27 protein-coding genes are annotated in these 23,054 nt (G+C 53.0%); 18 read left to right on the forward strand and 9 right to left on the reverse strand.

Annotated elements, in window-relative coordinates; genetic code table 11:
- Nucleotides 1-182 precede the first annotated feature (182 nt).
- From tcyN to OGV89_RS07245, 7 genes are all read right to left on the reverse strand, one after another.
- Complete coding sequence (tcyN, locus tag OGV89_RS07215) at nt 183-935, reverse strand: L-cystine ABC transporter ATP-binding protein TcyN (protein ID WP_003030477.1); 753 nt, start codon at nt 933-935, stop codon at nt 183-185.
- On the reverse strand, nt 932-1,600 hold the full coding sequence (tcyL, locus tag OGV89_RS07220) for a cystine ABC transporter permease (protein ID WP_003030474.1): 669 nt from the start codon (nt 1,598-1,600) through the stop codon (nt 932-934). The genes tcyN and tcyL overlap by 4 nt, the downstream gene beginning before the upstream one ends.
- Before the next feature lie 21 nt (nt 1,601-1,621).
- Entirely contained in the window at nt 1,622-2,608 is a 987-nt protein-coding gene (dcyD, locus tag OGV89_RS07225) for a D-cysteine desulfhydrase (protein WP_003844195.1), read from the reverse strand.
- A gap of 108 nt (nt 2,609-2,716) precedes the next feature.
- Nucleotides 2,717-3,517, reverse strand: a complete 801-nt coding sequence (gene tcyJ, locus OGV89_RS07230; RefSeq protein WP_003030469.1) for a cystine ABC transporter substrate-binding protein — start codon at nt 3,515-3,517, stop codon at nt 2,717-2,719.
- 100 nt (nt 3,518-3,617) lie between these two features.
- Entirely contained in the window at nt 3,618-4,169 is a 552-nt protein-coding gene (gene fliZ, locus OGV89_RS07235; RefSeq protein WP_003844196.1) for a flagella biosynthesis regulatory protein FliZ, read from the reverse strand.
- A gap of 57 nt (nt 4,170-4,226) precedes the next feature.
- Complete coding sequence (locus OGV89_RS07240; RefSeq protein WP_003030465.1) at nt 4,227-4,946, reverse strand: RNA polymerase sigma factor FliA; 720 nt, start codon at nt 4,944-4,946, stop codon at nt 4,227-4,229.
- Nucleotides 4,947-5,108: 162 nt separating this feature from the next.
- Nucleotides 5,109-6,578: a flagellin N-terminal helical domain-containing protein gene (locus OGV89_RS07245; RefSeq protein WP_003844197.1), complete on the reverse strand. Its 1,470-nt coding sequence runs from the start codon at nt 6,576-6,578 to the stop codon at nt 5,109-5,111.
- Nucleotides 6,579-6,833: 255 nt separating this feature from the next.
- On the opposite strand from OGV89_RS07245, the gene fliD reads away from it, so the two are divergent.
- The 4 genes from fliD to amyA all read left to right on the forward strand — a co-directional run bounded on the left by fliD (nt 6,834) and on the right by amyA (nt 10,590).
- A complete protein-coding gene (fliD, locus tag OGV89_RS07250; protein WP_003839098.1) occupies nt 6,834-8,240 on the forward strand; it encodes a flagellar filament capping protein FliD in 1,407 nt (468 codons plus the stop codon).
- Nucleotides 8,241-8,255: 15 nt separating this feature from the next.
- Nucleotides 8,256-8,663, forward strand: a complete 408-nt coding sequence (gene fliS, locus OGV89_RS07255) for a flagellar export chaperone FliS (RefSeq protein ID WP_003844198.1) — start codon at nt 8,256-8,258, stop codon at nt 8,661-8,663.
- On the forward strand, nt 8,663-9,034 hold the full coding sequence (gene fliT, locus OGV89_RS07260) for a flagella biosynthesis regulatory protein FliT (RefSeq protein ID WP_003030458.1): 372 nt from the start codon (nt 8,663-8,665) through the stop codon (nt 9,032-9,034). The genes fliS and fliT overlap by 1 nt, the downstream gene beginning before the upstream one ends.
- Before the next feature lie 68 nt (nt 9,035-9,102).
- Nucleotides 9,103-10,590 (forward strand): alpha-amylase, encoded by a 1,488-nt coding sequence (amyA, locus tag OGV89_RS07265; protein WP_003834042.1) that lies wholly within the window; start codon nt 9,103-9,105, stop codon nt 10,588-10,590.
- Nucleotides 10,591-10,630: 40 nt separating this feature from the next.
- On the opposite strand, the gene yedD is transcribed toward amyA, so the two are convergent.
- Nucleotides 10,631-11,044 carry a lipoprotein YedD gene (gene yedD / locus OGV89_RS07270; RefSeq protein ID WP_003030454.1) on the reverse strand — a complete coding sequence of 138 codons (414 nt, stop codon included), beginning with the start codon at nt 11,042-11,044 and terminating at the stop codon, nt 10,631-10,633.
- 185 nt (nt 11,045-11,229) lie between these two features.
- Here yedD and yedE point away from each other — a divergent pair, with 185 nt between their 5' ends.
- Both yedE and yedF read left to right on the forward strand, forming a co-directional pair.
- Nucleotides 11,230-12,435: a selenium metabolism membrane protein YedE/FdhT gene (gene yedE, locus OGV89_RS07275; protein WP_003844199.1), complete on the forward strand. Its 1,206-nt coding sequence runs from the start codon at nt 11,230-11,232 to the stop codon at nt 12,433-12,435.
- Complete coding sequence (gene yedF, locus OGV89_RS07280) at nt 12,432-12,665, forward strand: sulfurtransferase-like selenium metabolism protein YedF (RefSeq protein ID WP_000790504.1); 234 nt, start codon at nt 12,432-12,434, stop codon at nt 12,663-12,665. The genes yedE and yedF overlap by 4 nt, the downstream gene beginning before the upstream one ends.
- A 55-nt stretch (nt 12,666-12,720) precedes the next feature.
- Here yedF and fliE read toward each other — a convergent pair whose 3' ends face one another.
- On the reverse strand, nt 12,721-13,035 hold the full coding sequence (fliE, locus tag OGV89_RS07285) for a flagellar hook-basal body complex protein FliE (RefSeq protein WP_003030448.1): 315 nt from the start codon (nt 13,033-13,035) through the stop codon (nt 12,721-12,723).
- A gap of 216 nt (nt 13,036-13,251) precedes the next feature.
- Between fliE and fliF the strand changes: the two genes are divergently transcribed.
- The 12 genes from fliF (at nt 13,252) to fliQ (ending at nt 23,046) form a co-directional block, all read left to right on the forward strand.
- A complete protein-coding gene (gene fliF / locus OGV89_RS07290; RefSeq protein ID WP_102190416.1) occupies nt 13,252-14,925 on the forward strand; it encodes a flagellar basal-body MS-ring/collar protein FliF in 1,674 nt (557 codons plus the stop codon).
- On the forward strand, nt 14,918-15,916 hold the full coding sequence (gene fliG / locus OGV89_RS07295) for a flagellar motor switch protein FliG (RefSeq protein WP_003030443.1): 999 nt from the start codon (nt 14,918-14,920) through the stop codon (nt 15,914-15,916). The genes fliF and fliG overlap by 8 nt, the downstream gene beginning before the upstream one ends.
- Nucleotides 15,909-16,616 carry a flagellar assembly protein FliH gene (fliH, locus tag OGV89_RS07300; protein ID WP_003030441.1) on the forward strand — a complete coding sequence of 236 codons (708 nt, stop codon included), beginning with the start codon at nt 15,909-15,911 and terminating at the stop codon, nt 16,614-16,616. The genes fliG and fliH overlap by 8 nt, the downstream gene beginning before the upstream one ends.
- Nucleotides 16,616-17,986, forward strand: coding sequence for a flagellar protein export ATPase FliI (gene fliI, locus OGV89_RS07305; RefSeq protein WP_003030440.1), 1,371 nt, complete (start codon nt 16,616-16,618; stop codon nt 17,984-17,986). Before fliH ends, fliI begins: the two co-directional genes overlap by 1 nt.
- Before the next feature lie 21 nt (nt 17,987-18,007).
- Nucleotides 18,008-18,451 carry a flagellar export protein FliJ gene (fliJ, locus tag OGV89_RS07310; protein ID WP_003839084.1) on the forward strand — a complete coding sequence of 148 codons (444 nt, stop codon included), beginning with the start codon at nt 18,008-18,010 and terminating at the stop codon, nt 18,449-18,451.
- Entirely contained in the window at nt 18,448-19,662 is a 1,215-nt protein-coding gene (gene fliK, locus OGV89_RS07315; RefSeq protein WP_032936829.1) for a flagellar hook length control protein FliK, read from the forward strand. The genes fliJ and fliK overlap by 4 nt, the downstream gene beginning before the upstream one ends.
- 104 nt (nt 19,663-19,766) lie before the next feature.
- Complete coding sequence (gene fliL, locus OGV89_RS07320; RefSeq protein ID WP_003030435.1) at nt 19,767-20,234, forward strand: flagellar basal body-associated protein FliL; 468 nt, start codon at nt 19,767-19,769, stop codon at nt 20,232-20,234.
- 4 nt (nt 20,235-20,238) lie between these two features.
- Entirely contained in the window at nt 20,239-21,243 is a 1,005-nt protein-coding gene (fliM, locus tag OGV89_RS07325; RefSeq protein WP_003030434.1) for a flagellar motor switch protein FliM, read from the forward strand.
- On the forward strand, nt 21,240-21,653 hold the full coding sequence (gene fliN / locus OGV89_RS07330; protein ID WP_003030433.1) for a flagellar motor switch protein FliN: 414 nt from the start codon (nt 21,240-21,242) through the stop codon (nt 21,651-21,653). Before fliM ends, fliN begins: the two co-directional genes overlap by 4 nt.
- A complete protein-coding gene (gene fliO / locus OGV89_RS07335; protein ID WP_094543095.1) occupies nt 21,653-22,030 on the forward strand; it encodes a flagellar biosynthetic protein FliO in 378 nt (125 codons plus the stop codon). The genes fliN and fliO overlap by 1 nt, the downstream gene beginning before the upstream one ends.
- Entirely contained in the window at nt 22,030-22,767 is a 738-nt protein-coding gene (gene fliP / locus OGV89_RS07340) for a flagellar type III secretion system pore protein FliP (RefSeq protein WP_003030427.1), read from the forward strand. Before fliO ends, fliP begins: the two co-directional genes overlap by 1 nt.
- Before the next feature lie 9 nt (nt 22,768-22,776).
- Nucleotides 22,777-23,046, forward strand: a complete 270-nt coding sequence (fliQ, locus tag OGV89_RS07345; protein WP_003030425.1) for a flagellar biosynthesis protein FliQ — start codon at nt 22,777-22,779, stop codon at nt 23,044-23,046.
- Nucleotides 23,047-23,054 lie beyond the last annotated feature (8 nt).

A 23,054-nucleotide genomic window follows, 5' to 3' on the forward strand; every position in this document is an offset into this window, starting at 1 on the left:
CAAGCTAACACATAAATGTATTTTATATATGCAAATTATCGGACAAATGAACAATTACTTGAGTATTACTCAACAGCGGAAGTAAGTAACAGAATCAAATGTTAATAATAAAGCAATAATTATAAATAGTTATGCGAAGAGCACTCGCCAGAAACAATCCCGGCGAGTGCCATATACACTATTTATTGCATCAAAAACTTTTCAAGAAACTGACGGGTACGTGGCTGCTGCGGGTGCGTGAATAAGGACTTTGCTGGTCCCTGCTCGACTATCCGTCCTTGATCCATAAATATCGCTCTATCGGCGACATCGCGAGCAAAGCTCATTTCATGCGTCACAATTACCATGGTGCGTTTTTCCTGCGCCAGTTGGCGGATGGTATTAAGTACCTCGCCAACCAATTCAGGATCAAGCGCGGAGGTCGGTTCATCAAAAAGAATAACCTCAGGTCGCATCGCCAGCGCTCGGGCAATCGCTACGCGCTGCTGCTGTCCACCCGATAAACGCCGTGGATAGCTGGTTTCTTTACCTGCCAGCCCGACTTTCGCCAGCAATTCACGCGCACGAGCTGTCGCTTCAGCTTTTGGTTCACCTTTGACTATCACCGGCCCTTCAATAATGTTTTCCAGCACTGTCCGATGGGGAAACAAATTAAAGTTCTGGAACACAAAACCGACGTGCTGGCGTAACTGACGAATCAGCCCTTTCTGCTGGGTCAACGAACGCGCGGTATCAATGGTAATCTCACCCACTTTAATGGTGCCCGCCTCCGGTTGCTCCAGCAAATTAATGCTACGCAGCAGCGTGGTTTTGCCCGATCCGCTCGGCCCGATAATCGCTACTACTTCACCAGGTTTGACGTCAAGATCGATCCCATGCAGCACCGTTTGCCCATGAAATTTTTTGACCAGGTTTCTGACTTCGATAGCACTCATTTCGGCTCTCTCTCCTGGCGGTTCAGTTGTTCTTCAAAATAGTTTTGCAGCGCAGAAAGCACCGTCGCCATCACCCAGTAAATCAACGAGGCCGCCAGATACATCGTAAAGACTTCCAGCGTACGCGAGGTAATCAGCTGCGCCTGACGGAACAGTTCCGGTACCTGAATAGTGGCGGCCAAAGAGGTATCTTTCACCAGACTGATAAAGCTGTTGCTCAGCGGCGGCAGCGCAACGCGCGCAGCCTGTGGCAGGATTGCCCGGCGCATGGTCTGCCAGCGCGTCATACCAATACTGGCACCCGCCTCCCACTGTCCTTTGTCGATGGAAGAGATTGCCGCACGCAGGGTTTCCGCAGCGTAGGCGGCTGTATTAAGCGACAAGCCAATCATCGCCGCCGGGATGGGATCAAGCTCAATTCCAAACTGCGGCAGACCGTAATAAATCATAAACAGCTGGGCAATCAACGGCGTTCCGCGAAAGATAGAGATATAAAAACGCGCCAGCCAGCGCACAGGCAGCAGCGGCGACAGACGCATCAACGCCAGGATAAACCCCAGCACGAGGCCAAAAAACATCCCGCCGATACTCAGTTGCAGCGTAAAAACCGCGCCTTTAAGCAGATACGGCAGGGAATCAATTACCAGTTGGATACTTTCATGCATTAGCGTTTTTCGACCTGGTTGTTACACGTGAGGATGGTAGGCAAACAGTGCAGGCGCCCCACCGGTATGGATAAAGAGGATTGGCCCTTCATCTTTGAAGCGCTTCTGGCTGATGCCGTCAATCAAACCCGCCATCGCCTTACCGGTATACACCGGATCCAACAAAATGCCTTCGAGGCGCGCCAGCAGTTTTACCGCCTCCATGCCCTCTTCGTTTGGCGTACCGTAGCCCGGCGCATAATAATCATCCCATAACAGGATATCCGCTGAGGCCGTCAGCTCCAGTTCACGGGCAATATCCTGCTGCAACGTGACAACTTTTGGTTTTTGATCGACGACGCTGCGCGAAACGGTCACGCCGATAAGCTCGACGTCTGGCATCAGTTGTTCCAGGCCCACGGCCAGTCCGGCATGCGTTCCCGCACTGCCCGATGCGACCACCACGGAAGAGAGCGAAACGGCCCCTTCACACTGCTGGGCAATTTCCAGCGCGCTTTCCACATAACCCATCGCCCCCAGAGCATTAGAGCCCCCAACCGGGATCACATACGGGCGGAACCCTTGCGCTTCAATGCGCGTCGCCAGTTCCTGCAACTGCGCATTCGGATCGGTCAGCGCGTCACACATTTCGATCTGCGTATTAAACAGATCCAACAGCAGACGGTTGCCATTGGTGAGATAGTTTTCCGCCGTGGTGCCAATCGGATTTTCCAACAGCGCCACGCAGTGCAGGCCAAGCTTAGCCGCTACCGCCGCCGTCTGGCGAACATGGTTAGACTGGATGGCACCCGCGGTTATCAGCGTATCAGCGCCTTCACGCAGTGCGTCTGCGGCCAGGAACTCCAGCTTACGCAGCTTATTGCCGCCCATGGCCATCGGCGTGACGTCATCGCGTTTGATGAAAATATCGCGCCCAAGGTAGTCGGAGAAACGTGGAAGATATTCGAGCGGCGTTGGCGCGCCAATAAATTCCAGACGTGGAAAGCGCGTTAAGTTATGCAGCGGCATACAGCCTCCGGTATTCGTTGTTGTGATGTTCTTTTTATTATGCACGCTCAGGAGCAATGAAATAAAAAAAGGCGCTGTTAAAGGCGCCTTTTTTTCAGCGGATGACGATTATTTCGTCACATCCGCTCCAAACCATTTTTCAGACAGGGCTTTCAGCGTACCGTCTTTCTGCATTTCAGCAATGGCCGCATCAACCGCTTTCAGCAGATCTTCATTGCCTTTGCGCAGCGCCACGCCGGACTCCTGACGGGAGAACGCTTCACCGGTCACAGCCAGCGTATCCTTGGTTTTCTTGACCAGATCCAGCGCAGCCAGACGGTCAACCAGAATGGCGTCGATACGGCCTACACGCAGATCCTGGTATTTGGTCGGGTCGTCATCATAGGTACGAATATCCACGCCCTGCACGTTCTGGCGCAGCCACTCTTCATAGTTGGTGCCCAAACCAACGCCGACTTTTTTACCTTTCAGATCGGCAGCGGTCTTAATAACGCCTTCATTGCCTTTTTTCACCAGCGCCTGAATACCAGAAACCGTATACGGGGTAGAGAAATCGTATTTTTTCTTACGTTCGTCAGAGATGGTCACCTGGTTGATGACCACATCAATGCGCTTGGAATCAAGAGAGGCCAGCATACCGTCCCACTTGGTCGGCTTCAGGTTAGCTTTCACCCCAAGGTGCTTGGCCAGTTCCTCAGCGAATTCCACTTCGAAACCGGTCAGCTTGCCGTCATCGCCCTGAAAACTAAACGGGGGATAGGTCCCTTCCAGGCCCACCAGCAGCGTGCCGCGCTCTTTAACTTTATTTAACAGACCTTCATCTGCATAAGTCTTTACGCTCATTCCGGCGACAAGTGCAACAGCCATTACACCCATCAGAGCCTGACGTCCCAGAAGTGCTAATTTCATAGTTACCCCGAATATTGTCATTAGTGACTATCATTTATGACTACAGTGTAAAGCGTTTGCTGTGTTCCACAAACACAACTCTGTTACACCTTATTCGTTTTTAATATATATCAGAACTGGCTGTCCAGGAGGATTTCTGCATATGCCCCATGTGGGTATGGGCTTTAAACTGCTCATACTTACGTAAGGCGATGCGGTAATTGTTGGTGCTGGTTTCCGGCAGCCACGGGGCAAGGTTTTCGTCGAGGAACCCTTCCTGCAGCAGATCGTGAGAGATTTTTTGTTCGGTCAGGTGATTCCCGAGGCGACGCAGACGGACAACGTATTCACGTACCGTGCCGTGACTCATTTCGGTCTGCTCAAATAAAAACTGTTTAAAACCGATAATATCGAAAAAGTCGCTCTGCTCTTTGCAATGCAAATCACCGCAAAAACGACACAGTGCCACCCACTCTTTTTTCTCCTGCTCCCACTCGGCTTCATCCAACAAAGTGTCCAGCCGGGCGATGGCGATTTTATTCACAATTTGCCCGCGACGAACCAGCGTGATCCTGTCGAGCAACTTAAAGCAATGGGCGCAATGCGTCTGGCTGTGTTTGAAATCTTTGAGGTAGCGGCTTAGAGGCCGTCTTTTTGATTGCTGCACCGTCATGAGAACTCCTGGTAGTCAATTCGTAATGCGGCATTGTTCAGGGGTAATGATGTACCCCTATAGCTTACCCAGCTTGGTGCGTAGACGTTTGATGGCCTGACTGTGCAACTGGCTAACCCGTGACTCCCCGACTTCCAGTACCGCGCCAATCTCTTTCAGATTGAGCTCTTCCTGGTAGTACAGCGTTAACACCAGCTTTTCGCGCTCCGGCAACGCCTCGATCGCGTCCATCACGCGCTGGCGGAGGTTACCCTCAAGTAGCTGTTGTAACGGGTTTTCCTGCTGATGTTCTTCCGTCACCAGCTCAATACTATCGCCATGCTCTTCCCGCCACTCGTCATAAGAGAAGAGTTGGCTGTTATTGGTATCGAGCAACATCTGACGATACTCTTGCACAGGAATAGCCAGACGCGCCGCCACTTCGGTTTCCGTCGCGTTGCGCCCTAATTCCTGCTCCAGTTGTCCCATCGCCTGTGCCACTTCGCGAGCATTGCGCCGAACGCTACGCGGCACCCAATCCCGGCTACGTAGTTCGTCCAGCATTGCTCCACGAATACGCTGCACTGCGTAAGTGGTAAATGCCGTTCCTTGCAAAGCGTCATATCGGTCAACGGCATTCAATAACCCGATGCCGCCCGCTTGTAGCAGGTCATCCAGTTCTACGCTCGCCGGCAAACGCACCTGAAGGCGCAATGCTTCGTGACGCACCAACGGTACATAACGCTGCCACAGCGAGTGTTTATCCATTACACCTTCAGCGGTATACAGTGAATTCACGATAAACAGCCCTGCGTTAAATGAGTTATCGGCATGATTATCCGTTTCTGCAGGGGTTTTAATTGGGTGAATAGTGGGTGAAATGAGGGGTTATTTGGGGGTTACGGGTAAAGCCGAATGTAAAAAACCCCGCCGAAGCGGGGTTTGCGTGATAAGCATAAATTAACGCAGCAGAGACAGAACGTTCTGCGGAACCTGGTTGGCCTGTGCCAGTACAGAAGTACCTGCTTGTTGCAGGATCTGTGCTTTGGACATGTTGGACACTTCGGTCGCGTAGTCAGCATCTTCGATGCGGCTACGGGCAGAAGTCAGGTTGTTAACGGTGTTGCCCAGGTTGGTGATGGTAGAATCGAAACGGTTCTGTACCGCACCGAGGTCACCACGTAAGGTATCGACCTGAGAGATCGCTTTATCTAATACATCTAACTGGTTACGAGTAGCTTCGCTGGCTTTATCCTGCTCAACAAGTTTAGCGTTCGCAGTGCCTGCATTCTGAACAAAAATCTGTTGCGTTGCACCGGCATTGAATACATTGCCTGCTGAATCGACTTTATAATCTACTGCACCGACTTTTAAATCTCCGCCAGTAAGGCTAGCTTTCTGCTGAACCAGATCTGACTCTTTCGCTGCGGCGTTAGTTCCGTGTGTAGTTAGTTTATTAGAAGCAGTGGTTCCTTGTTCATAGAGCGCACCACCGGAGATGGTCATGTTCGCACCAGTGCCATCAGTAGCCGTTGAACCACTAATAGATAAAGTGATGTCCTTACCATCAATGTTAGCTGTAAAGCTACCATTTCCGTTTGCATCAGTATCACTATTTGCTTTCCAGGTCGTTCCTTTCCATGTGAAAGTATTACCTTGAGTAACATCTTTAGCTAATACTGCAACTGCGCCACCGGTAGTTGTGCCACCACTTATTGCTGTATTCGTGGCATCAGTAATCAGTGCACCTGATGAAGCACCAACATATACATCATCAGCTCCAGCTTTAACCCCACCAGTTACGACATTAACCTTATAATCAGTTGTCCCTAATTTATAATCTTTGGTACCTGTAGCGCCAAAATCTTTTACTAACTGGTCGGAAGTTGCTGCTTTATCACCTGTAACACGGAAACCATTAAGCCCTAAAGTACCACTGGTGATTTCTTTCAGATTGATGGAAATGCTTTCATTATCATTTGCACCAACTTGAATTTTCAGGGTGTTATCCTGAGCCAGAACTTTCACGCCGTTAAACTGAGTCTGACCAGATACGCGGTCAATTTCACTCAGACGCTGAGTAATTTCAGCCTGAATAGAATCCAGGTCAGAACCAGAGTTTGAACCATTAGCTGCCTGAACAGACAGTTCACGCACACGCTGCAGGTTGTTGTTGATTTCGTTAAGCGCGCCTTCGGTAGTCTGCGCAATGGAGATACCGTCGTTAGCGTTACGGGAAGCCTGAGTCAGACCTTTAATGTTTGAGGTGAAGCGGTTAGCAATCGCCTGGCCAGCAGCATCGTCTTTCGCGCTATTGATACGCAGACCTGAGGACAGACGCTCGATAGCGGAGCTCAGAGTAGACTGAGATTTGTTCAGGTTATTCTGGGTCAACAGCGACAGGCTGTTTGTATTGATGACTTGTGCCATGATCTTTTCCTTATCAATTACAACTTGATGTTATTGGGCTGTTGCCCACGGTTTCTCACCGTAACCCATGTATCGGCACCTTATTTTCGAACTTTAGAAAATTTTTACTTTCTGCTCTCTTTTTTCTTAGCCGCTGAAATACCCGTAATATGTCCCACTATTCTGCGCATTATTTTTGCAAAACTATCATTAAACTTTGCGCATAGATTGCCGATAACCCGCTTAACTACTGTTTGCAATCACAAGGAATTAGGCATGCCTTCATTTACTTCATTGGGCGTCGGCTCAAACTTACCGCTGGATACGTTGCTGACAAACCTGACTACTGCTGAAAAAAAACGTTTAACTCCAATTACCCAGCAGCAGAGCTCGAATACCGCGAGATTGACGGCATACGGCACGCTGAAAAGTGCATTAGAAAAATTCCAGACGGCGAATACCACGCTTAATAGCGCCGATCTGTTTAAAAGCACCACCGTCACCAGTAGTACTGAGGACCTTAAGGTATCAACCTCTGCCGGTGCAGCACCAGGGACCTATACCGTTAGCGTTACACAACTGGCACAGGCGCAATCATTAAGTACCAAAAGCGGTATCAGCTCGACGAAAGACGCATTAGGGGACACATCTTCCGAGAGTCGCACGATCACAATTGAGCAAAAAGGTCGTAAAGAGCCACTGGAAATTAAGTTAGGCAAAGACCAGACGTCGCTGGAAGGAATTCGAGATGCCATTAACGACGCTGACAGCGGTATTTCCGCCAGTATCGTGAAAGTTAAGGAAAATGATTATCAGTTGGTATTAACGGCCGAAAGCGGTGTCGACAATAAAATGACTATTTCCGTCAGCGGCGACAGTAAGCTCAATGATTTACTGGCCTACGACAGCACCGCCGGCAGCGGGAATATGAAACAGCTGGTGGAAGCCAAAAATGCACTGTTGAAAGTTAACGGCATTGATATTGAACGTCCGAGCAACACCATTACCGATGCCCCGCAGGGTGTGACGCTGAATCTGACTAAAGAAGTGACCGACGCGCGCATCACCGTCACCAAGAGCAATGATAAAGCAACGGAAGCGATCAAAGGGTGGGTTGATGCCTACAACTCGCTGCTGGATACATTCTCAACGCTGACCAAATACACCGAAGTAGATCCAGGGGCCGAAACTCAGGACACCAATAACGGTGCTCTGCTCGGTGACAGTGCAGTACGTACTATCCAGACAGGGATCCGCGCCCAATTTTCCAACGGTGCAGGCGACGGTGCATTTAAAACGTTAGGCGAAATCGGGATTACCACTGACGGAACGTCCGGCAAACTGAAAATTGACGACACCAAGCTGAAAAAAGCACTGGAAGATAATACCGCGGCTACCCGTCAGTTGCTGGTTGGTGATGGCAAAGAAACCGGGATTACCACCAAAATTGCCACCGAAGTAAAAGGTTATCTGGCCGATGACGGCATCATTGACGTAGCCCAGGACAATATTAACGCGACGCTGAAAAAGCTGACTAAACAGTATCTGGCCGTCAGCAATAGCATCGATGATACCGTCGCGCGCTATAAAGCACAGTTTACCCAGCTTGATAGCATGATGAGCAAGCTGAACAGCACCAGTACCTATCTGGGCCAGCAATTTACTGCGATGAGTAATTCCTGATAACACGAGGTAAGCATGTATACCGCGAGCGGTACCAAAGCCTATGCACAGGTCAGCATAGAGAGTGGCGTAATGAGCGCCAGCCCACATCAGCTGATTGAAATGTTGTTTGATGGCGCTAACAGCGCCCTCGTGCGCGCTCGCCTGTTTATGCAACAGGGTGATATCGTCGCCAAAGGCGAGGCCATCAGTAAAGCCATTAACATTATCGACAATGGTCTGAAAGCAGGCCTGGATCAGGAGAATGGCGGTGAAATCGCCGCTAACCTGTCCTCGCTGTATGACTATATGATTCGCCGTTTACTGCAAGCTAACTTGCGTAATGATTGTCAGGCTATTGAAGAAGTCGAAGGGTTGCTCGGCAACATTGCAGAAGCCTGGAAACAGATCTCACCGAAAGCGTCGTCCCAGGAGTCTCGTTAATGACCTCAGCCGTGGAGTTTATCAACCGTTGGCAGCGCATTGCGCTGCTCAGTCACTCACTGCTGGAACTGGCGCAGCGCGGTGAATGGGACCTTTTACTGGAACAGGAAGTTACCTATCTGCAAAGTATTGAAGTGGTCATGGAAGAGCAAACTCCACCAGGCATTACGCGAAGTATTCAGGACTTAGTCGCCGGGTACATTAAACAGACGCTGGATAACGAACAGTTACTCAAAACGTTGTTGCAGCAGCGCCTGGATGAGCTCAGCAATCTCATCGGTCAGTCAACGCGCCAGAAAACGTTGAATAACGCCTATGGCCGTCTTTCCGGCATGCTGTTAGTCCCCGACGCCCCCACTGCCCCACAATAATTTCCCGTCTCGTCTGAATTATCTTCCATACTCCAGAGGTCGGCCAAACGACTTCTGGAGCACGGAAGATGAAAAATCCCACACTATTGCAGTACTTCCACTGGTATTACCCTGATGGCGGCCAACTCTGGCCCGAACTTGCCGAACGCGCAGGCGGACTCAATGATATCGGCATCAATATGGTATGGCTGCCCCCCGCCTATAAAGGCGCGTCCGGCGGCTATTCCGTTGGCTACGATTCCTACGATCTGTTTGATTTGGGCGAATTCGACCAAAAGGGAACCGTCGCCACCAAATACGGCGATAAAAACCAGCTGCTGGCGGCGATAGACGCGCTGAAACACAATGATATTGCCGTCCTGCTGGACGTGGTGGTGAATCACAAAATGGGCGCGGATGAGAAAGAAAAAATCCGCGTCCAGCGGGTTAACGCCGAGGATCGCACGCAAATAGACGATGAGATTATCGAATGCGAAGGCTGGACGCGCTACACCTTCCCTGCCCGCGCAGGCCAGTACTCGCAATTCATTTGGGACTTCAAATGCTTCAGCGGCATTGACCATATCGAAAATCCCACCGAAGACGGCATTTTCAAAATCGTCAATGATTACACCGGCGAAGGCTGGAACGATCAGGTCGATGACGAACTCGGCAACTTTGACTACCTGATGGGAGAAAATATCGATTTTCGTAATCACGCCGTCACCGAGGAAATCAAATACTGGGCGCGCTGGGTGATGGATCAAACCCATTGCGACGGCTTTCGCCTGGATGCCGTCAAGCACATTCCGGCCTGGTTTTATAAAGAGTGGATTGAGCACGTGCAGGAAGTCGCGCCAAAACCGCTGTTTATCGTCGCGGAATACTGGTCCCACGAAGTCGACAAGCTGCAAACCTATATTAATCAGGTGGAGGGGAAAACCATGCTGTTCGACGCCCCTTTGCAGATGAAATTCCACGAAGCGTCCCGTCAGGGCCGCGATTACGACATGAGCCAGATTTTCACCGACACCCTGGTAGAAGCCGATCCGTTTCATGCCGTCACGCTGGTGGCCAATCACGACACCCAACCTTTACAGGCACTCGAAGCCCCTGTCGAGCCGTGGTTTAAGCCGCTGGCCTATGCGCTGATCTTGCTGCGTGAAAATGGCGTACCGTCGGTGTTTTACCCTGACCTCTACGGAGCGCATTACGAAGACACCGGCGGCGATGGCGAAACCTATCCTATCGACATGCCGATCATCGAACAGCTTGATGAACTGATCCTCGCGCGCCAGCGCTTCGCACACGGGGTACAGACGCTCTTTTTCGATCATCCTAACTGTATCGCTTTTAGCCGCAGCGGAACGGACGACGATCCCGGCTGTGTGGTGGTACTGTCAAACGGCGATGACGGGGAAAAGACCATCAATCTCGGCGCCAATTACGGCAATAAAACCTGGCGTGACTATCTGGGAAATCGCGAGGAAAGCGTGGTCACCGATGAAAACGGTGAAGCAACGTTTTACTGTAACGGCGGGAGCGTCAGCGTGTGGGTCATTGAAGAAGTGATATAAAATTCAACCCCGGTGGCCATGGGCTACCGGGGCGTACGGTTTATGGCAGCGGTGTGGCCAGCGGCGTTTTCTTTAACGCGTCAGCGCACTCCTGCGTTGGGCGATCGACCCGTTGCAGCGTCATACCGTCATATTCCAGCGTATTGCCTTCGCGTTCGATCTCATACAGCTCGCGTTTCACCGTCACGTTGGTGAGATCGCCAGAGAGCATCGTCAGTTTCCCCGGCAGCGCGATCACCCGCTGCCACTGGCGACAATCCAGCGTATCGCCCTCTTTCGTTATCACCAGGCTGGCAATCGCTTCCGGGCTTACCAAACTGCGTTGCGGACCTTTTGACTGCCAGTATCCTTCCAGACCAGCTGGCGCTGGCGTTTTCACCACGTCGTTATAATTTTCTACTTCGGCGCATCCGGTAAGCGCCAGAAATACACCAACGATTGCTAATTTTTTCATCATTCATCCTGCATGCGAAGAAAATGGGATTGTGGCATTAAAGGCCTGATGTCGCCAGCCTTTCGGCAGCGTTGAGAAAGATTGATCCAGACGGTATTACCTCTTATTACTCATAGTCAAAAATTATGAACGGTGTAGTATCCACACTTCTTGTTACATACCTTCTGAGTTCAGAGGCGCAACGCATGTCATGGCAACACTTCAAACAGGCCTGGTTAATTAAATTTTGGGCCCCCGCCCCTGCGGTCATCGCAGCGGGTATTCTCTCCACTTATTATTTCGGCATTACGGGAACCTTCTGGGCCGTTACCGGTGAATTCACCCGTTGGGGTGGGCAATTCCTGCAACTGTTTGGCGTGCACGCCGAAGAGTGGGGATACTACAAGCTGATTCATCTCGAAGGCTCGCCCCTGACCCGCATTGACGGCATGATGATCCTCGGTATGTTCGGTGGCTGTTTTGCTGCCGCACTGTGGGCTAACAACGTCAAGTTACGCATGCCGCGCAGTCGGGTGCGCATTATGCAGGCGATAGTCGGCGGGATGATCGCCGGATTCGGCGCCCGGCTCGCGATGGGCTGCAACCTGGCCGCATTCTTCACCGGCATTCCACAGTTCTCGCTACATGCCTGGTTTTTCGCGCTGGCAACGGCAATCGGCTCATGGTTTGGCGCACGCTTTACCCTGCTGCCGATGTTTCGTATTCCGGTCAAAATGCAGAAAGTCTCCGCCGCTTCGCCGTTGACGCAAAAGCCGGATCAGGCCCGTCGCCGTTTCCGCCTTGGCATGCTGGTGTTTATCGGCATGATCGGCTGGGCGCTGCTCACGGCGATGGATAAACCCAAGCTCGGTCTGGCGATGCTGTTTGGCGTTGGGTTCGGTCTGCTGATTGAACGGGCGCAAATCTGCTTCACCTCCGCCTTCCGCGACCTGTGGATTTCTGGTCGCACCCATATGGCAAAAGCGATCATCTTCGGGATGGCGGTCAGCGCCATCGGTATCTTTAGCTACGTGCAACTGGGCGTCGAGCCTAAAATCATGTGGGCGGGTCCAAATGCGGTGATCGGCGGCTTGCTGTTCGGCTTTGGCATCGTTTTAGCGGGCGGATGTGAAACCGGCTGGATGTACCGCGCCGTTGAAGGTCAGGTACATTACTGGTGGGTTGGTCTGGGCAACGTTATTGGCTCAACTATTCTGGCCTACTACTGGGATGATTTTGCTCCCGCGCTTGCCACCAACTGGGACAAAGTGAATCTGCTCAACACCTTCGGTCCACTCGGCGGTCTGCTGGTAACCTATCTGCTGTTGTTTGCCGCGCTGATGCTCATTATCGGCTGGGAAAAACGCTTCTTCCGTCGCGCAGGGCTAACGCCTGCCAAGGAGTCTGTATGAAAAATATCGTGCCTGATTATCGCCTCGATATGGTCGGCGAACCGTGCCCATACCCGGCTGTCGCCACGCTGGAAGCGATGCCGCAATTGAAGAAAGGTGAAATTCTGGAAGTGGTGAGCGATTGCCCGCAGTCAATCAACAATATTCCACTGGATGCGCGTAATCACGGCTATACGGTGCTGGATATTCAGCAGGATGGCCCAACGATCCGCTATTTGATTCAGAAGTAACTGGTTGCCGGATGGTCGCTGCGCTTATCCGGCAAACAATCTCTGCACGTTAAACCTACACCTGCATCGACATCACTTCCTGGTAGGCCGACACCAGTTTGTTACGTACCTGAATACCCATCTGCATCGAGACCGACGCTTTTTGCATATCGGTCATCACATCATTTAACGCAATACCCGGCTCACCGAGGGTAAATTTCTCAGCCTGCGTACGGGACGCGGTTTGCACATCGCTGATTCGGTCTAACGCCGCATGCAGCTGACCGGCAAAACTCACGGTCGGTTGTGGCTGCATATCCTGCATTTTTGCTGACATCGCCGTGGCTTGTAACTGGCTGATGACCCCTTCAATCCCCTGTATTGCCGACATTCTGATCCCCTGGATGATTTTTTACTTAGCTGAGATTACCAGTTAGTCAATAAGATAAAGGCGTTAAATAACGATAAAAAACCACGGTTTTTAACGCATAGAAAAATTCGAAACCGCAAATAATGAGACCGTCAATTTTTCGAGTTTGCTGACCCGGGAGTGAGTCTTGTTCCACTTTGCAAAAAACGCCGTCCACGATAAGCCACGAGGTGCGAGATGAGTGCGACAGCATCGACTGCAACCCAGCTTAAACCTCTCGAGTGGTTAAACCGCCTGCGCGCGAATCCCAGAATTCCTCTGATTGTGGCGGGAGCAGCTGCCGTCGCTATCATCGTGGCGATGGTCCTGTGGGCCAAAACACCTGACTACCGCACACTGTTCAGCAACCTATCCGATCAGGATGGTGGCGCGATTGTCACCCAACTGACGCAGATGAACGTTCCCTATCGTTTTACTGAGGGAAGCGGTGCTATAGAAGTTCCTGCCGATAAAGTTCACGAATTGCGGTTACGTCTGGCACAACAAGGTCTGCCGAAGGGCGGCGCCGTTGGCTTTGAGCTGCTGGATCAGGAAAAGTTTGGTATTAGCCAGTTTAGCGAGCAGGTCAACTACCAGCGTGCGCTGGAAGGTGAATTAGCCCGTACTATTGAAACGCTGGGACCGGTAAAACGCGCCCGCGTGCATCTGGCAATGCCAAAACCGTCGCTGTTTGTGCGTGAGCAAAAAGCGCCTTCAGCCTCCGTGACCGTTAACCTTGAACCTGGCCGCGCACTGGATGAAGGTCAAATCAGTGCGGTCACGCATCTGGTTTCCAGCGCTGTTGCAGGCTTGCCGCCGGGTAACGTTACGCTGGTCGACCAGGCGGGTCATCTGTTAACTCAGTCGAACACCAGCAGCCGCGATCTTAACGATGCGCAGTTGAAATACGCCAGCGATGTCGAAGGGCGCGTTCAACGTCGTATCGAATCGATCCTGTCGCCGATTGTCGGCAACGGTAACGTACATGCGCAGGTCACCGCGCAACTGGATTTTGCTAATAAAGAGCAAACCGAAGAACAGTACCGTCCAAACGGTGATGATTCCCAGGCCGTGCTGCGTTCACGCCAGTTAAACGTCAGCGAGCAGATCGGTAGCGGAGCGCCAGGCGGCGTACCGGGCGCATTGTCTAATCAACCAGCACCGGCTAATACCGCGCCAATCGCCACCCCTCCGGCTAATCAGCAAAATGCGCAAACCGCGCAAACGGCAAATAACAACAATAATTCTGGTCCACGCAGTACGCAGCGTAATGAAACCAGCAACTATGAAGTCGACCGTACCATTCGCCACACCAAAATGAACGTCGGCGATGTGCAGCGTCTCTCGGTTGCAGTGGTGGTCAACTATAAAACGTTGCCGGACGGTAAACCGCTGCCGTTAACCGCCGATCAGATGAAACAGATTGAGGACCTGACCCGCGAAGCGATGGGCTTCTCCGACAAGCGTGGCGATACCCTGAACGTGGTGAATTCACCCTTCACGGCGACCGACGATTCCATTGGCGAGCTGCCCTTCTGGAAACAACAGGTCTTTATTGAACAGTTGATGACCGCTGGCCGTTGGTTGCTGGTGCTGCTTGTTGCCTGGATCCTGTGGCGTAAGGCTGTTCGCCCGCAGTTGGTTCGCCGCAGCGAAGAAGCAAAAGCGGTACAAGAACAAACGCGTATCCGTCAGGAAACCGAAGAAGCGGTAGAAGTTCGCCTCAGCAAAGACGAACAAACCCAGCAGCGTCGTACGAATCAACGTCTGGGTGCAGAAGTGATGAGCCAGCGTATTCGTGAAATGTCAGATAACGATCCGCGCGTCGTGGCGCTGGTCATTCGCCAGTGGATGAGTAACGATCATGAGTAATGCCCTTACCGGTACCGATAAAAGCGTCATCCTGCTGATGACCATTGGCGAAGATCGCGCGGCTGAGGTATTTAAACACCTTTCCACGCGCGAAGTTCAGGCGCTCAGTACAGCGATGGCGAACGTACGCCAGATCTCCAACAAACAGTTGACGGAAGTGCTGGCCGAGTTTGAGCAAGAAGCAGAACAATTTGCCGCGCTGAATATCAACGCCAACGAATATCTGCGCTCCGTGCTGGTGAAAGCGCTGGGCGAGGAACGCGCCTCCAGCCTGCTGGAAGATATTCTGGAAACCCGCGATACCACCAGCGGCATTGAAACGCTCAACTTTATGGAGCCACAAAGCGCCGCCGACCTTATCCGCGACGAGCATCCACAGATTATCGCCACCATTCTGGTGCACCTCAAACGGGGCCAGGCCGCCGATATTCTGGCGCTGTTCGACGAGCGTTTACGTCACGACGTGATGCTGCGTATCGCCACCTTCGGCGGCGTGCAGCCTGCCGCGCTGGCAGAACTGACCGAGGTACTGAACGGTCTGCTCGATGGTCAGAACCTCAAGCGCAGCAAAATGGGCGGCGTGAGAACGGCAGCAGAAATTATCAACCTGATGAAAACTCAGCAGGAAGAAGCGGTTATTACCGCCGTACGCGAATTCGACGGCGAGCTGGCACAGAAAATTATCGACGAGATGTTCCTGTTCGAAAACCTGGTGGACGTCGACGATCGCAGTATCCAGCGCCTGTTGCAGGAAGTGGATTCCGAATCACTGCTGATTGCCCTGAAAGGTGCCGAACAGCCGCTACGCGAGAAGTTCCTGCGCAACATGTCGCAACGTGCTGCCGATATTCTGCGCGACGACCTTGCCAACCGCGGCCCGGTGCGTTTGTCGCAGGTGGAAAACGAACAGAAAGCCATTCTGCTTATTGTGCGTCGTCTGGCGGAAACCGGCGAGATGGTGATAGGCAGCGGCGAGGATACCTATGTCTAACGAACTGCCGTGGAAAGTCTGGACTCCGGACGACCTCGCCCCACCGATGGCGGAGTTCGTACTGGCCGACCACAGCGAAACGCCGCTGTCAGAAGAAGCTGAAGAGCCACAGCTTTCCGCAGAGCAACAGCTTGAACAGCAGCTCGCACAGCTGCAAATGCAGGCCCATGAGCAAGGGTATAACGCGGGGCTGGCGGAAGGTCGACAAAAAGGTCACGAACAAGGCTATCAGGAAGGTCTGAGCCAGGGGCTGGAGCAAGGCCAGAACCAGGCGCGAGCACAGCATGCGCCGATCCATGCCCGCATGCAGCAGCTGGTGAGTGAGTTTCAGAATACGCTGGACGCGCTGGATAGCGTCATTGCCTCGCGACTGATGCAAATGGCGCTGGAAGCTGCGCGTCAGGTGATTGGTCAGACGCCAATCGTGGATAACGCGGCGCTGATTAAGCAAATCCAACAGTTATTGCAACAGGAACCGCTGTTTAGCGGTAAACCGCAGCTGCGCGTACATCCGGACGATCTCCAGCGTGTGGAGGAGATGCTCGGCGCCACTCTCAGCCTGCACGGCTGGCGGCTACGCGGCGATCCCACGCTGCATCACGGCGGTTGTAAAGTCTCAGCTGATGAAGGCGATCTGGATGCCAGCGTCGCCACGCGCTGGCAAGAACTCTGCCGTCTGGCAGCGCCGGGAGTCGTGTAATGACCACTCGCCTGACTCGCTGGCTCAATACGCTGGACAACTTCGAAGAGAAAATGTCACTGCTGCCTGCGGTGCGTCGTTATGGTCGCCTGACCCGCGCAACCGGGCTGGTGCTGGAAGCCACGGGGTTACAGCTGCCGCTCGGTGCCACCTGCGTCATTGAACGTCAGGACGGCAACGAAACCCAGGAGGTCGAAAGCGAAGTCGTGGGCTTTAACGGTCAACGTCTGTTTCTGATGCCGCTCGAAGAAGTCGAAGGCGTTCTGCCCGGCGCGCGCGTATACGCGAAGAACATTGCCGGAGAAGGCCTGCAAAGCGGGAAGCAATTACCGCTTGGCCCTGCTCTGCTGGGTCGTGTGCTGGACGGTAGCGGCAAACCGCTCGACGGCCTGCCCGCCCCGGATACCACCGAAACCGGCGCGCTGATTACACCGCCGTTTAACCCCCTGCAACGCACCGCAATTGAACACGTCCTGGATACTGGCGTACGCCCCATCAACGCGTTGTTAACCGTTGGACGCGGCCAGCGTATGGGGCTTTTCGCCGGTTCCGGCGTCGGTAAAAGCGTCCTGCTCGGCATGATGGCGCGCTATACCCAGGCCGATGTTATCGTCGTGGGTCTGATTGGCGAGCGTGGTCGCGAAGTTAAAGATTTTATTGAAAATATTCTCGGCGCTGACGGTCGCGCACGCTCGGTAGTGATTGCCGCTCCGGCGGACGTCTCGCCGCTGTTACGTATGCAAGGCGCGGCCTACGCCACGCGCATCGCCGAAGATTTTCGCGATCGCGGACAGCATGTATTGCTGATTATGGACTCCCTCACCCGCTACGCGATGGCACAACGTGAGATAGCCCTGGCGATCGGCGAGCCACCGGCAACCAAAGGTTATCCACCCTCAGTATTCGCTAAGTTACCGGCGCTGGTCGAACGGGCCGGAAACGGTATCCACGGAGGCGGTTCAGTCACCGCATTTTATACGGTACTGACCGAGGGTGACGACCAACAGGACCCGATTGCCGATTCCGCGCGCGCGATTCTGGACGGTCACATTGTGCTGTCTCGTCATCTGGCCGAGGCGGGTCACTATCCGGCCATCGATATTGAAGCCTCGATCAGCCGTGCCATGACCGCGCTCATTAGTGAAAAACACTATGCACGGGTGCGTAACTTTAAACAGTTGCTGTCCAGTTTCCAGCGTAACCGCGATCTGGTCAGCGTGGGAGCATATGCCAAAGGCAGCGATCCGATGCTGGATAAAGCCATAGCCTTATGGCCGCAGCTGGAAGCATTCTTACAGCAAGGTATTTTTGAACGGGCTGACTGGGAAGATTCTCTACAAGCTTTGGAACTAATTTTCCCTGGTGTGTGATTAAGCAGGAGAGCATAGGTCATGGCACAACATGGTGCATTAGCAACATTGAAAGACCTGGCTGAAAAAGAAGTAGATGACGCTGCTGTCTTATTGGGAGAGATGCGTCGTGGCTGTCAGCAGGCGGAAGAACAGTTAAAAATGCTGATCGATTATCAGCATGAGTATCGCAACAATCTGAATACCGATATGGGCCAAGGTATTACCAGCAATCGCTGGATCAATTACCAACAATTTATTCAGACGCTGGAAAAAGCGATTGAGCAACATCGCCAACAGCTCAATCAATGGACACAGAAAGTAGACCAGGCATTGAACAGTTGGCGCGACAAAAAACAACGATTACAGGCGTGGCAGACGTTGCAGGACAGACAAACCTCGGCGGCGTTACTGGCCGAAAACCGTCTGGATCAGAAAAAAATGGATGAATTTGCTCAGCGCGCAGCTATGAGGAAACCCGAATGATTACTTTACCCCAACTGATTACCACCGACACCGATGTAGCCGCAGGTCTTCAGTCAGGCAAAGCGGTAGATTCACCCGAGGATTTTTTAGCGCTGCTGGCTGGCGCATTAGGTGCGGGCGACGCACAAGGTAAAGATGCCCCGCTGTCGCTTGCCGATTTAAAAGCGGCTGGCAGCAAGCTGCAAAAAGGGTTGCTGCAAAAAAATGGCGATGCCACACCGTCGGTCAAATTAACCGATCTGCTGGCGCAACAGGAGCTGCAAACCGAGACTTCTCTTGCCGACATGACTGACGCTCAGCAACTGTTGTCCGCTCTCACGCCTTCACTGAAAGCGAATGCCCTGACGACACTGGGCAAAGTCGCGCAGCAGGACGAAAAAAACACTACGCTGAGTGATGACGATCTCGCCAACCTGAGCGCGTTGTTCGCCATGCTGCCAGGACAACCACTGGCTACGCCTGCCGTCGACAGCGCACCAGCCCCTGTTGATGCGGCGCTTTCCGCATTGTCACGAGGCGCGGTACACGGCGCGGCGACTGATAATGCAGACGAATTACTGCCGGGCGATGCCAAAAAAGGCAAAGCGGATGTCACGATTGCTGGCGGTGGTGCTAATCAGGCAAACAATCCAACATTAACCCCGCTGACGGCAGCAGTGAACGCCAGAGCTGAAATCGACAGCACCCCGTCACCGACCAGCATTGGCATGACTGCGGCCCCGCTAAGTGGTCCACAAACACACGCACAACCGTTACCGACGGCCGCGCCGGTGTTAAGCGCTCCGTTAGGTAGCCATGAATGGCAGCAATCGCTGAGCCAGCACGTCACCTTGTTCACGCGCCAGGGCCAGCAAAGCGCAGAGCTGCGTCTGCATCCGCAGGACCTGGGTCAGGTACATATTTCGCTCAAGCTGGACGATAACCTCGCGCAGTTACAAATGGTTTCACCGCACAGTCACGTGCGCGCTGCACTGGAAGCCGCATTACCGATGCTGCGTACACAGTTGGCTGAAAGCGGGATCCAACTGGGGCAAAGCAACATCAGCAGTGAAAGCTTCGCTGGCCATCAGCAGTCTTCCGGACAGCAACAGCAGTCTGGTCGCGCTCAAGGACAAGACATTTTTGCCGCTGAAGATGACGCAATACTGGCAACCCCAGCCTCGCTGCAAGCCGCTGCCCGCGGCGATGGCGCAGTAGACATCTTCGCCTAACGCCAGAGGTAGCATGATTATCCGCGTCTTTTCCACGCTTTGTCGTGGACAGGACACGGGATAATCAGCCCATAAGCTGTACCGAAACAGGAAGCCCGTATCTGATGACTGACTCCGCGATTAACAAAAAAAGTAAACGCGCTATTTGGATCCCTCTGCTGGTATTAATTACCCTCGCCGCCTGCGCAACTGCAGGTTATAGCTACTGGCGCATGCAGCAGCAGCCTTCCGCCAGCGTCAAAGCGGAACCGGCTCCACCGCCAGCCCCGGTGTTCTTTGCGCTGGATACCTTTACCGTCAATCTGGGTGATGCAGACCGTGTGCTGTATATCGGTATCACACTGCGCATGAAAGATGAGGCGACACGTTCACGTCTTAACGAATATCTGCCGGAAGTGCGCAGCCGCTTGCTGCTGCTATTTTCTCGTCAAAATGCGGCCACACTCGCCACCGAGGAAGGTAAGCAACAGCTGATTACCGCCATCAAAGAGACGCTGGCGACTCCGCTTGTTGTTGGACAACCGAAACAGGTTGTCACCGACGTTCTTTATACAGCTTTTATTCTGCGGTAAAGACATGGGCGACAGTATTCTTTCTCAGGCAGAAATCGACGCATTGCTGAACGGCGATAGCGAAACCAAAGACGAACCCATTTCAGGTATCGCAAAAGAAAGCGATATTCGTCCTTATGATCCCAACACTCAGCGTCGCGTGGTACGTGAGCGTTTACAGGCGTTGGAGATCATTAACGAACGCTTCGCGCGCCAGTTCCGTATGGGGTTATTTAACCTGTTGCGCCGTAGCCCGGATATTACCGTGGGTGCGATCCGTATCCAGCCTTACCACGAATTTGCGCGCAACTTGCCGGTTCCGACCAACCTGAACTTAATCCACCTGAAGCCGCTGCGCGGTACGGGTCTGGTGGTGTTCTCACCAAGTCTGGTATTTATCGCCGTAGACAACCTGTTCGGTGGTGACGGTCGTTTCCCGACGAAAGTGGAAGGCCGCGAATTTACGCACACAGAACAGCGCGTTATCAACCGCATGCTGAAGCTGGCGCTGGAAAGCTACAGCGACGCGTGGAAGGCCATCAACCCACTGGAAGTGGAATACGTCCGTTCTGAGATGCAGGTGAAATTTACCAATATCACCACCTCCCCGAACGACATTGTGGTGAACACCCCGTTCCACGTTGAAATTGGCAACCTGACCGGTGAATTTAACATCTGTCTGCCATTCAGCATGATTGAGCCGTTGCGTGAGCTGCTGGTGAATCCGCCGCTGGAAAACTCGCGTAATGAAGATCAGAACTGGCGCAATAATCTGGTGCGTCAGGTTCAGCATTCTGAGCTGGAGCTGGTGGCAAACTTTGCCGACATTCCGCTGCGGCTATCCCAGATTTTAAAACTGAAACCCGGCGATGTACTGCCGATTGAAAAACCCGACCGCATTATTGCTCATGTGGACGGCGTGCCTGTGCTGACCAGCCAGTATGGCACTGTAAACGGTCAGTATGCGTTACGCGTAGAACATCTGATAAACCCGATTTTGAATTCGCTGAATGAGGAACAGCCCAAATGAGTGATATGAATAATCCGTCCGATGAGAACACTGGCGCATTGGACGATCTGTGGGCTGACGCGTTAAACGAGCAAAAAACCACGCCCACCAAAAGTGCGGCCGATGCGGTATTCCAGCAGTTAGGTGGCGGCGACGTCAGCGGTGCTTTGCAGGACATCGACCTGATCATGGACATTCCGGTCAAACTGACCGTCGAACTGGGCCGTACCCGCATGACCATCAAAGAGCTGCTGCGCCTGACGCAGGGGTCGGTTGTCGCACTGGATGGTCTGGCAGGCGAACCGCTGGATATCCTGATCAACGGTTATCTGATTGCCCAGGGCGAAGTCGTCGTGGTCGCGGATAAATACGGTGTGCGTATCACTGACATTATCACCCCGTCTGAACGTATGCGCCGTCTGAGCCGTTAATCATGAATACCCAGGCTACCGTTTCTCAACCCGCCGCCGTTCCCGGCTCACCGCTGGTGCAGGTAAGCGGCGCGCTGCTCGGGATCATCGTCTTGATCCTGGCGGTGGCCTGGGTCATTAAACGTCTGGGGTTTGCCCCCAAAAGTGCCGGTACACGCGGGTTGAAAGTCACGGCCAGCACCTCATTGGGTCCACGTGAGCGCGTGGTGATTGTCGAGGTCGAAGATACCCGTCTGGTACTGGGTGTCACAGCCTCGCAGATTAACGTCCTGCACACCCTGCCCCCGGCACCTGCCGATGCAGAAGAAAAAACGGCCTCCCCTGCGGATTTCCAGGCCATGATGAAGAGTTTGCTTAAGCGTCCTGGGAGATCCTGATGCGCCGTTTGTTATCCCTCACGCTGGCAGGCTTGTGGCTTTTCAGTCCCGTTGCCCTCGCCCAACTCCCGGGTCTGGTTAGTCAGCCATTGCCGGGCGGCGGACAAAGCTGGTCTTTGCCCGTGCAGACACTGGTGTTCATCACCTCGCTGACGTTCCTGCCTGCAATTTTGCTGATGATGACCAGCTTCACCCGCATCATCATTGTTTTCGGTCTCCTGCGAAATGCACTGGGTACCCCCTCTGCACCACCTAACCAGGTGCTACTGGGCCTGGCGCTCTTTTTGACCTTTTTCATCATGTCGCCAGTGATCGATAAAATCTACGTCGACGCATATCAACCGTTCAGCGAAGAGAAGATCTCCATGCAGGAAGCTATGGAGAAAGGTGCCCAGCCGCTGCGTGAGTTTATGTTGCGCCAGACCCGTGAAGCCGATCTGGCCCTCTTCGCGCGCTTAGCAAACAGCGGTCCATTACAGGGACCAGAAGCCGTGCCGATGCGAATTTTGCTACCCGCTTATGTCACCAGTGAGTTGAAAACAGCATTCCAGATAGGTTTTACCATTTTTATTCCGTTTCTGATTATCGACCTGGTGATCGCCAGCGTACTGATGGCGCTCGGGATGATGATGGTACCGCCAGCCACAATCGCGTTGCCGTTTAAGCTGATGCTGTTTGTGTTGGTAGACGGTTGGCAGCTACTTGTCGGCTCGCTGGCACAAAGCTTTTACAGTTAGAGGCGCGAAATGACTCCTGAATCGGTCATGATGATGGGCACAGAGGCGATGAAAGTCGCCCTGGCCCTTGCTGCGCCTTTGCTGTTGGTCGCTCTCGTCACAGGTCTTATCATCAGTATTCTGCAGGCGGCGACCCAGATTAACGAAATGACGCTGTCCTTCATTCCCAAAATTGTCGCGGTGTTTATTGCCATCATTGTTGCTGGCCCGTGGATGCTTAACCTGCTGCTCGACTACGTGCGTACGCTGTTCAGCAATATCCCCTATATCATCGGGTAGACAACGTT

The sequence above is a fragment of the Citrobacter sp. Cf125 genome (genome assembly GCF_030333935.1).
In the GTDB taxonomy this organism is placed as follows: domain Bacteria; phylum Pseudomonadota; class Gammaproteobacteria; order Enterobacterales; family Enterobacteriaceae; genus Citrobacter; species Citrobacter freundii.

Bases quoted from the DNA above. Each gene is read 5' to 3' on its own strand.
- tcyN (WP_003030477.1), bottom strand. From the start codon at position 935: ATGAGTGCTATCGAAGTCAGAAACCTGGTCAAAAAATTTCATGGGCAA.
- tcyL (WP_003030474.1), bottom strand. From the start codon at position 1,600: ATGCATGAAAGTATCCAACTGGTAATTGATTCCCTGCCGTATCTGCTT.
- dcyD (WP_003844195.1), bottom strand. From the start codon at position 2,608: ATGCCGCTGCATAACTTAACGCGCTTTCCACGTCTGGAATTTATTGGC.
- tcyJ (WP_003030469.1), bottom strand. From the start codon at position 3,517: ATGAAATTAGCACTTCTGGGACGTCAGGCTCTGATGGGTGTAATGGCT.
- fliZ (WP_003844196.1), bottom strand. From the start codon at position 4,169: ATGACGGTGCAGCAATCAAAAAGACGGCCTCTAAGCCGCTACCTCAAA.
- OGV89_RS07245 (WP_003844197.1), bottom strand. From the start codon at position 6,578: ATGGCACAAGTCATCAATACAAACAGCCTGTCGCTGTTGACCCAGAAT.
- fliD (WP_003839098.1), top strand. From the start codon at position 6,834: ATGCCTTCATTTACTTCATTGGGCGTCGGCTCAAACTTACCGCTGGAT.
- fliS (WP_003844198.1), top strand. From the start codon at position 8,256: ATGTATACCGCGAGCGGTACCAAAGCCTATGCACAGGTCAGCATAGAG.
- fliT (WP_003030458.1), top strand. From the start codon at position 8,663: ATGACCTCAGCCGTGGAGTTTATCAACCGTTGGCAGCGCATTGCGCTG.
- amyA (WP_003834042.1), top strand. From the start codon at position 9,103: ATGAAAAATCCCACACTATTGCAGTACTTCCACTGGTATTACCCTGAT.
- yedD (WP_003030454.1), bottom strand. From the start codon at position 11,044: ATGAAAAAATTAGCAATCGTTGGTGTATTTCTGGCGCTTACCGGATGC.
- yedE (WP_003844199.1), top strand. From the start codon at position 11,230: ATGTCATGGCAACACTTCAAACAGGCCTGGTTAATTAAATTTTGGGCC.
- yedF (WP_000790504.1), top strand. From the start codon at position 12,432: ATGAAAAATATCGTGCCTGATTATCGCCTCGATATGGTCGGCGAACCG.
- fliE (WP_003030448.1), bottom strand. From the start codon at position 13,035: ATGTCGGCAATACAGGGGATTGAAGGGGTCATCAGCCAGTTACAAGCC.
- fliF (WP_102190416.1), top strand. From the start codon at position 13,252: ATGAGTGCGACAGCATCGACTGCAACCCAGCTTAAACCTCTCGAGTGG.
- fliG (WP_003030443.1), top strand. From the start codon at position 14,918: ATGAGTAATGCCCTTACCGGTACCGATAAAAGCGTCATCCTGCTGATG.
- fliH (WP_003030441.1), top strand. From the start codon at position 15,909: ATGTCTAACGAACTGCCGTGGAAAGTCTGGACTCCGGACGACCTCGCC.
- fliI (WP_003030440.1), top strand. From the start codon at position 16,616: ATGACCACTCGCCTGACTCGCTGGCTCAATACGCTGGACAACTTCGAA.
- fliJ (WP_003839084.1), top strand. From the start codon at position 18,008: ATGGCACAACATGGTGCATTAGCAACATTGAAAGACCTGGCTGAAAAA.
- fliK (WP_032936829.1), top strand. From the start codon at position 18,448: ATGATTACTTTACCCCAACTGATTACCACCGACACCGATGTAGCCGCA.
- fliL (WP_003030435.1), top strand. From the start codon at position 19,767: ATGACTGACTCCGCGATTAACAAAAAAAGTAAACGCGCTATTTGGATC.
- fliM (WP_003030434.1), top strand. From the start codon at position 20,239: ATGGGCGACAGTATTCTTTCTCAGGCAGAAATCGACGCATTGCTGAAC.
- fliN (WP_003030433.1), top strand. From the start codon at position 21,240: ATGAGTGATATGAATAATCCGTCCGATGAGAACACTGGCGCATTGGAC.
- fliP (WP_003030427.1), top strand. From the start codon at position 22,030: ATGCGCCGTTTGTTATCCCTCACGCTGGCAGGCTTGTGGCTTTTCAGT.
- fliQ (WP_003030425.1), top strand. From the start codon at position 22,777: ATGACTCCTGAATCGGTCATGATGATGGGCACAGAGGCGATGAAAGTC.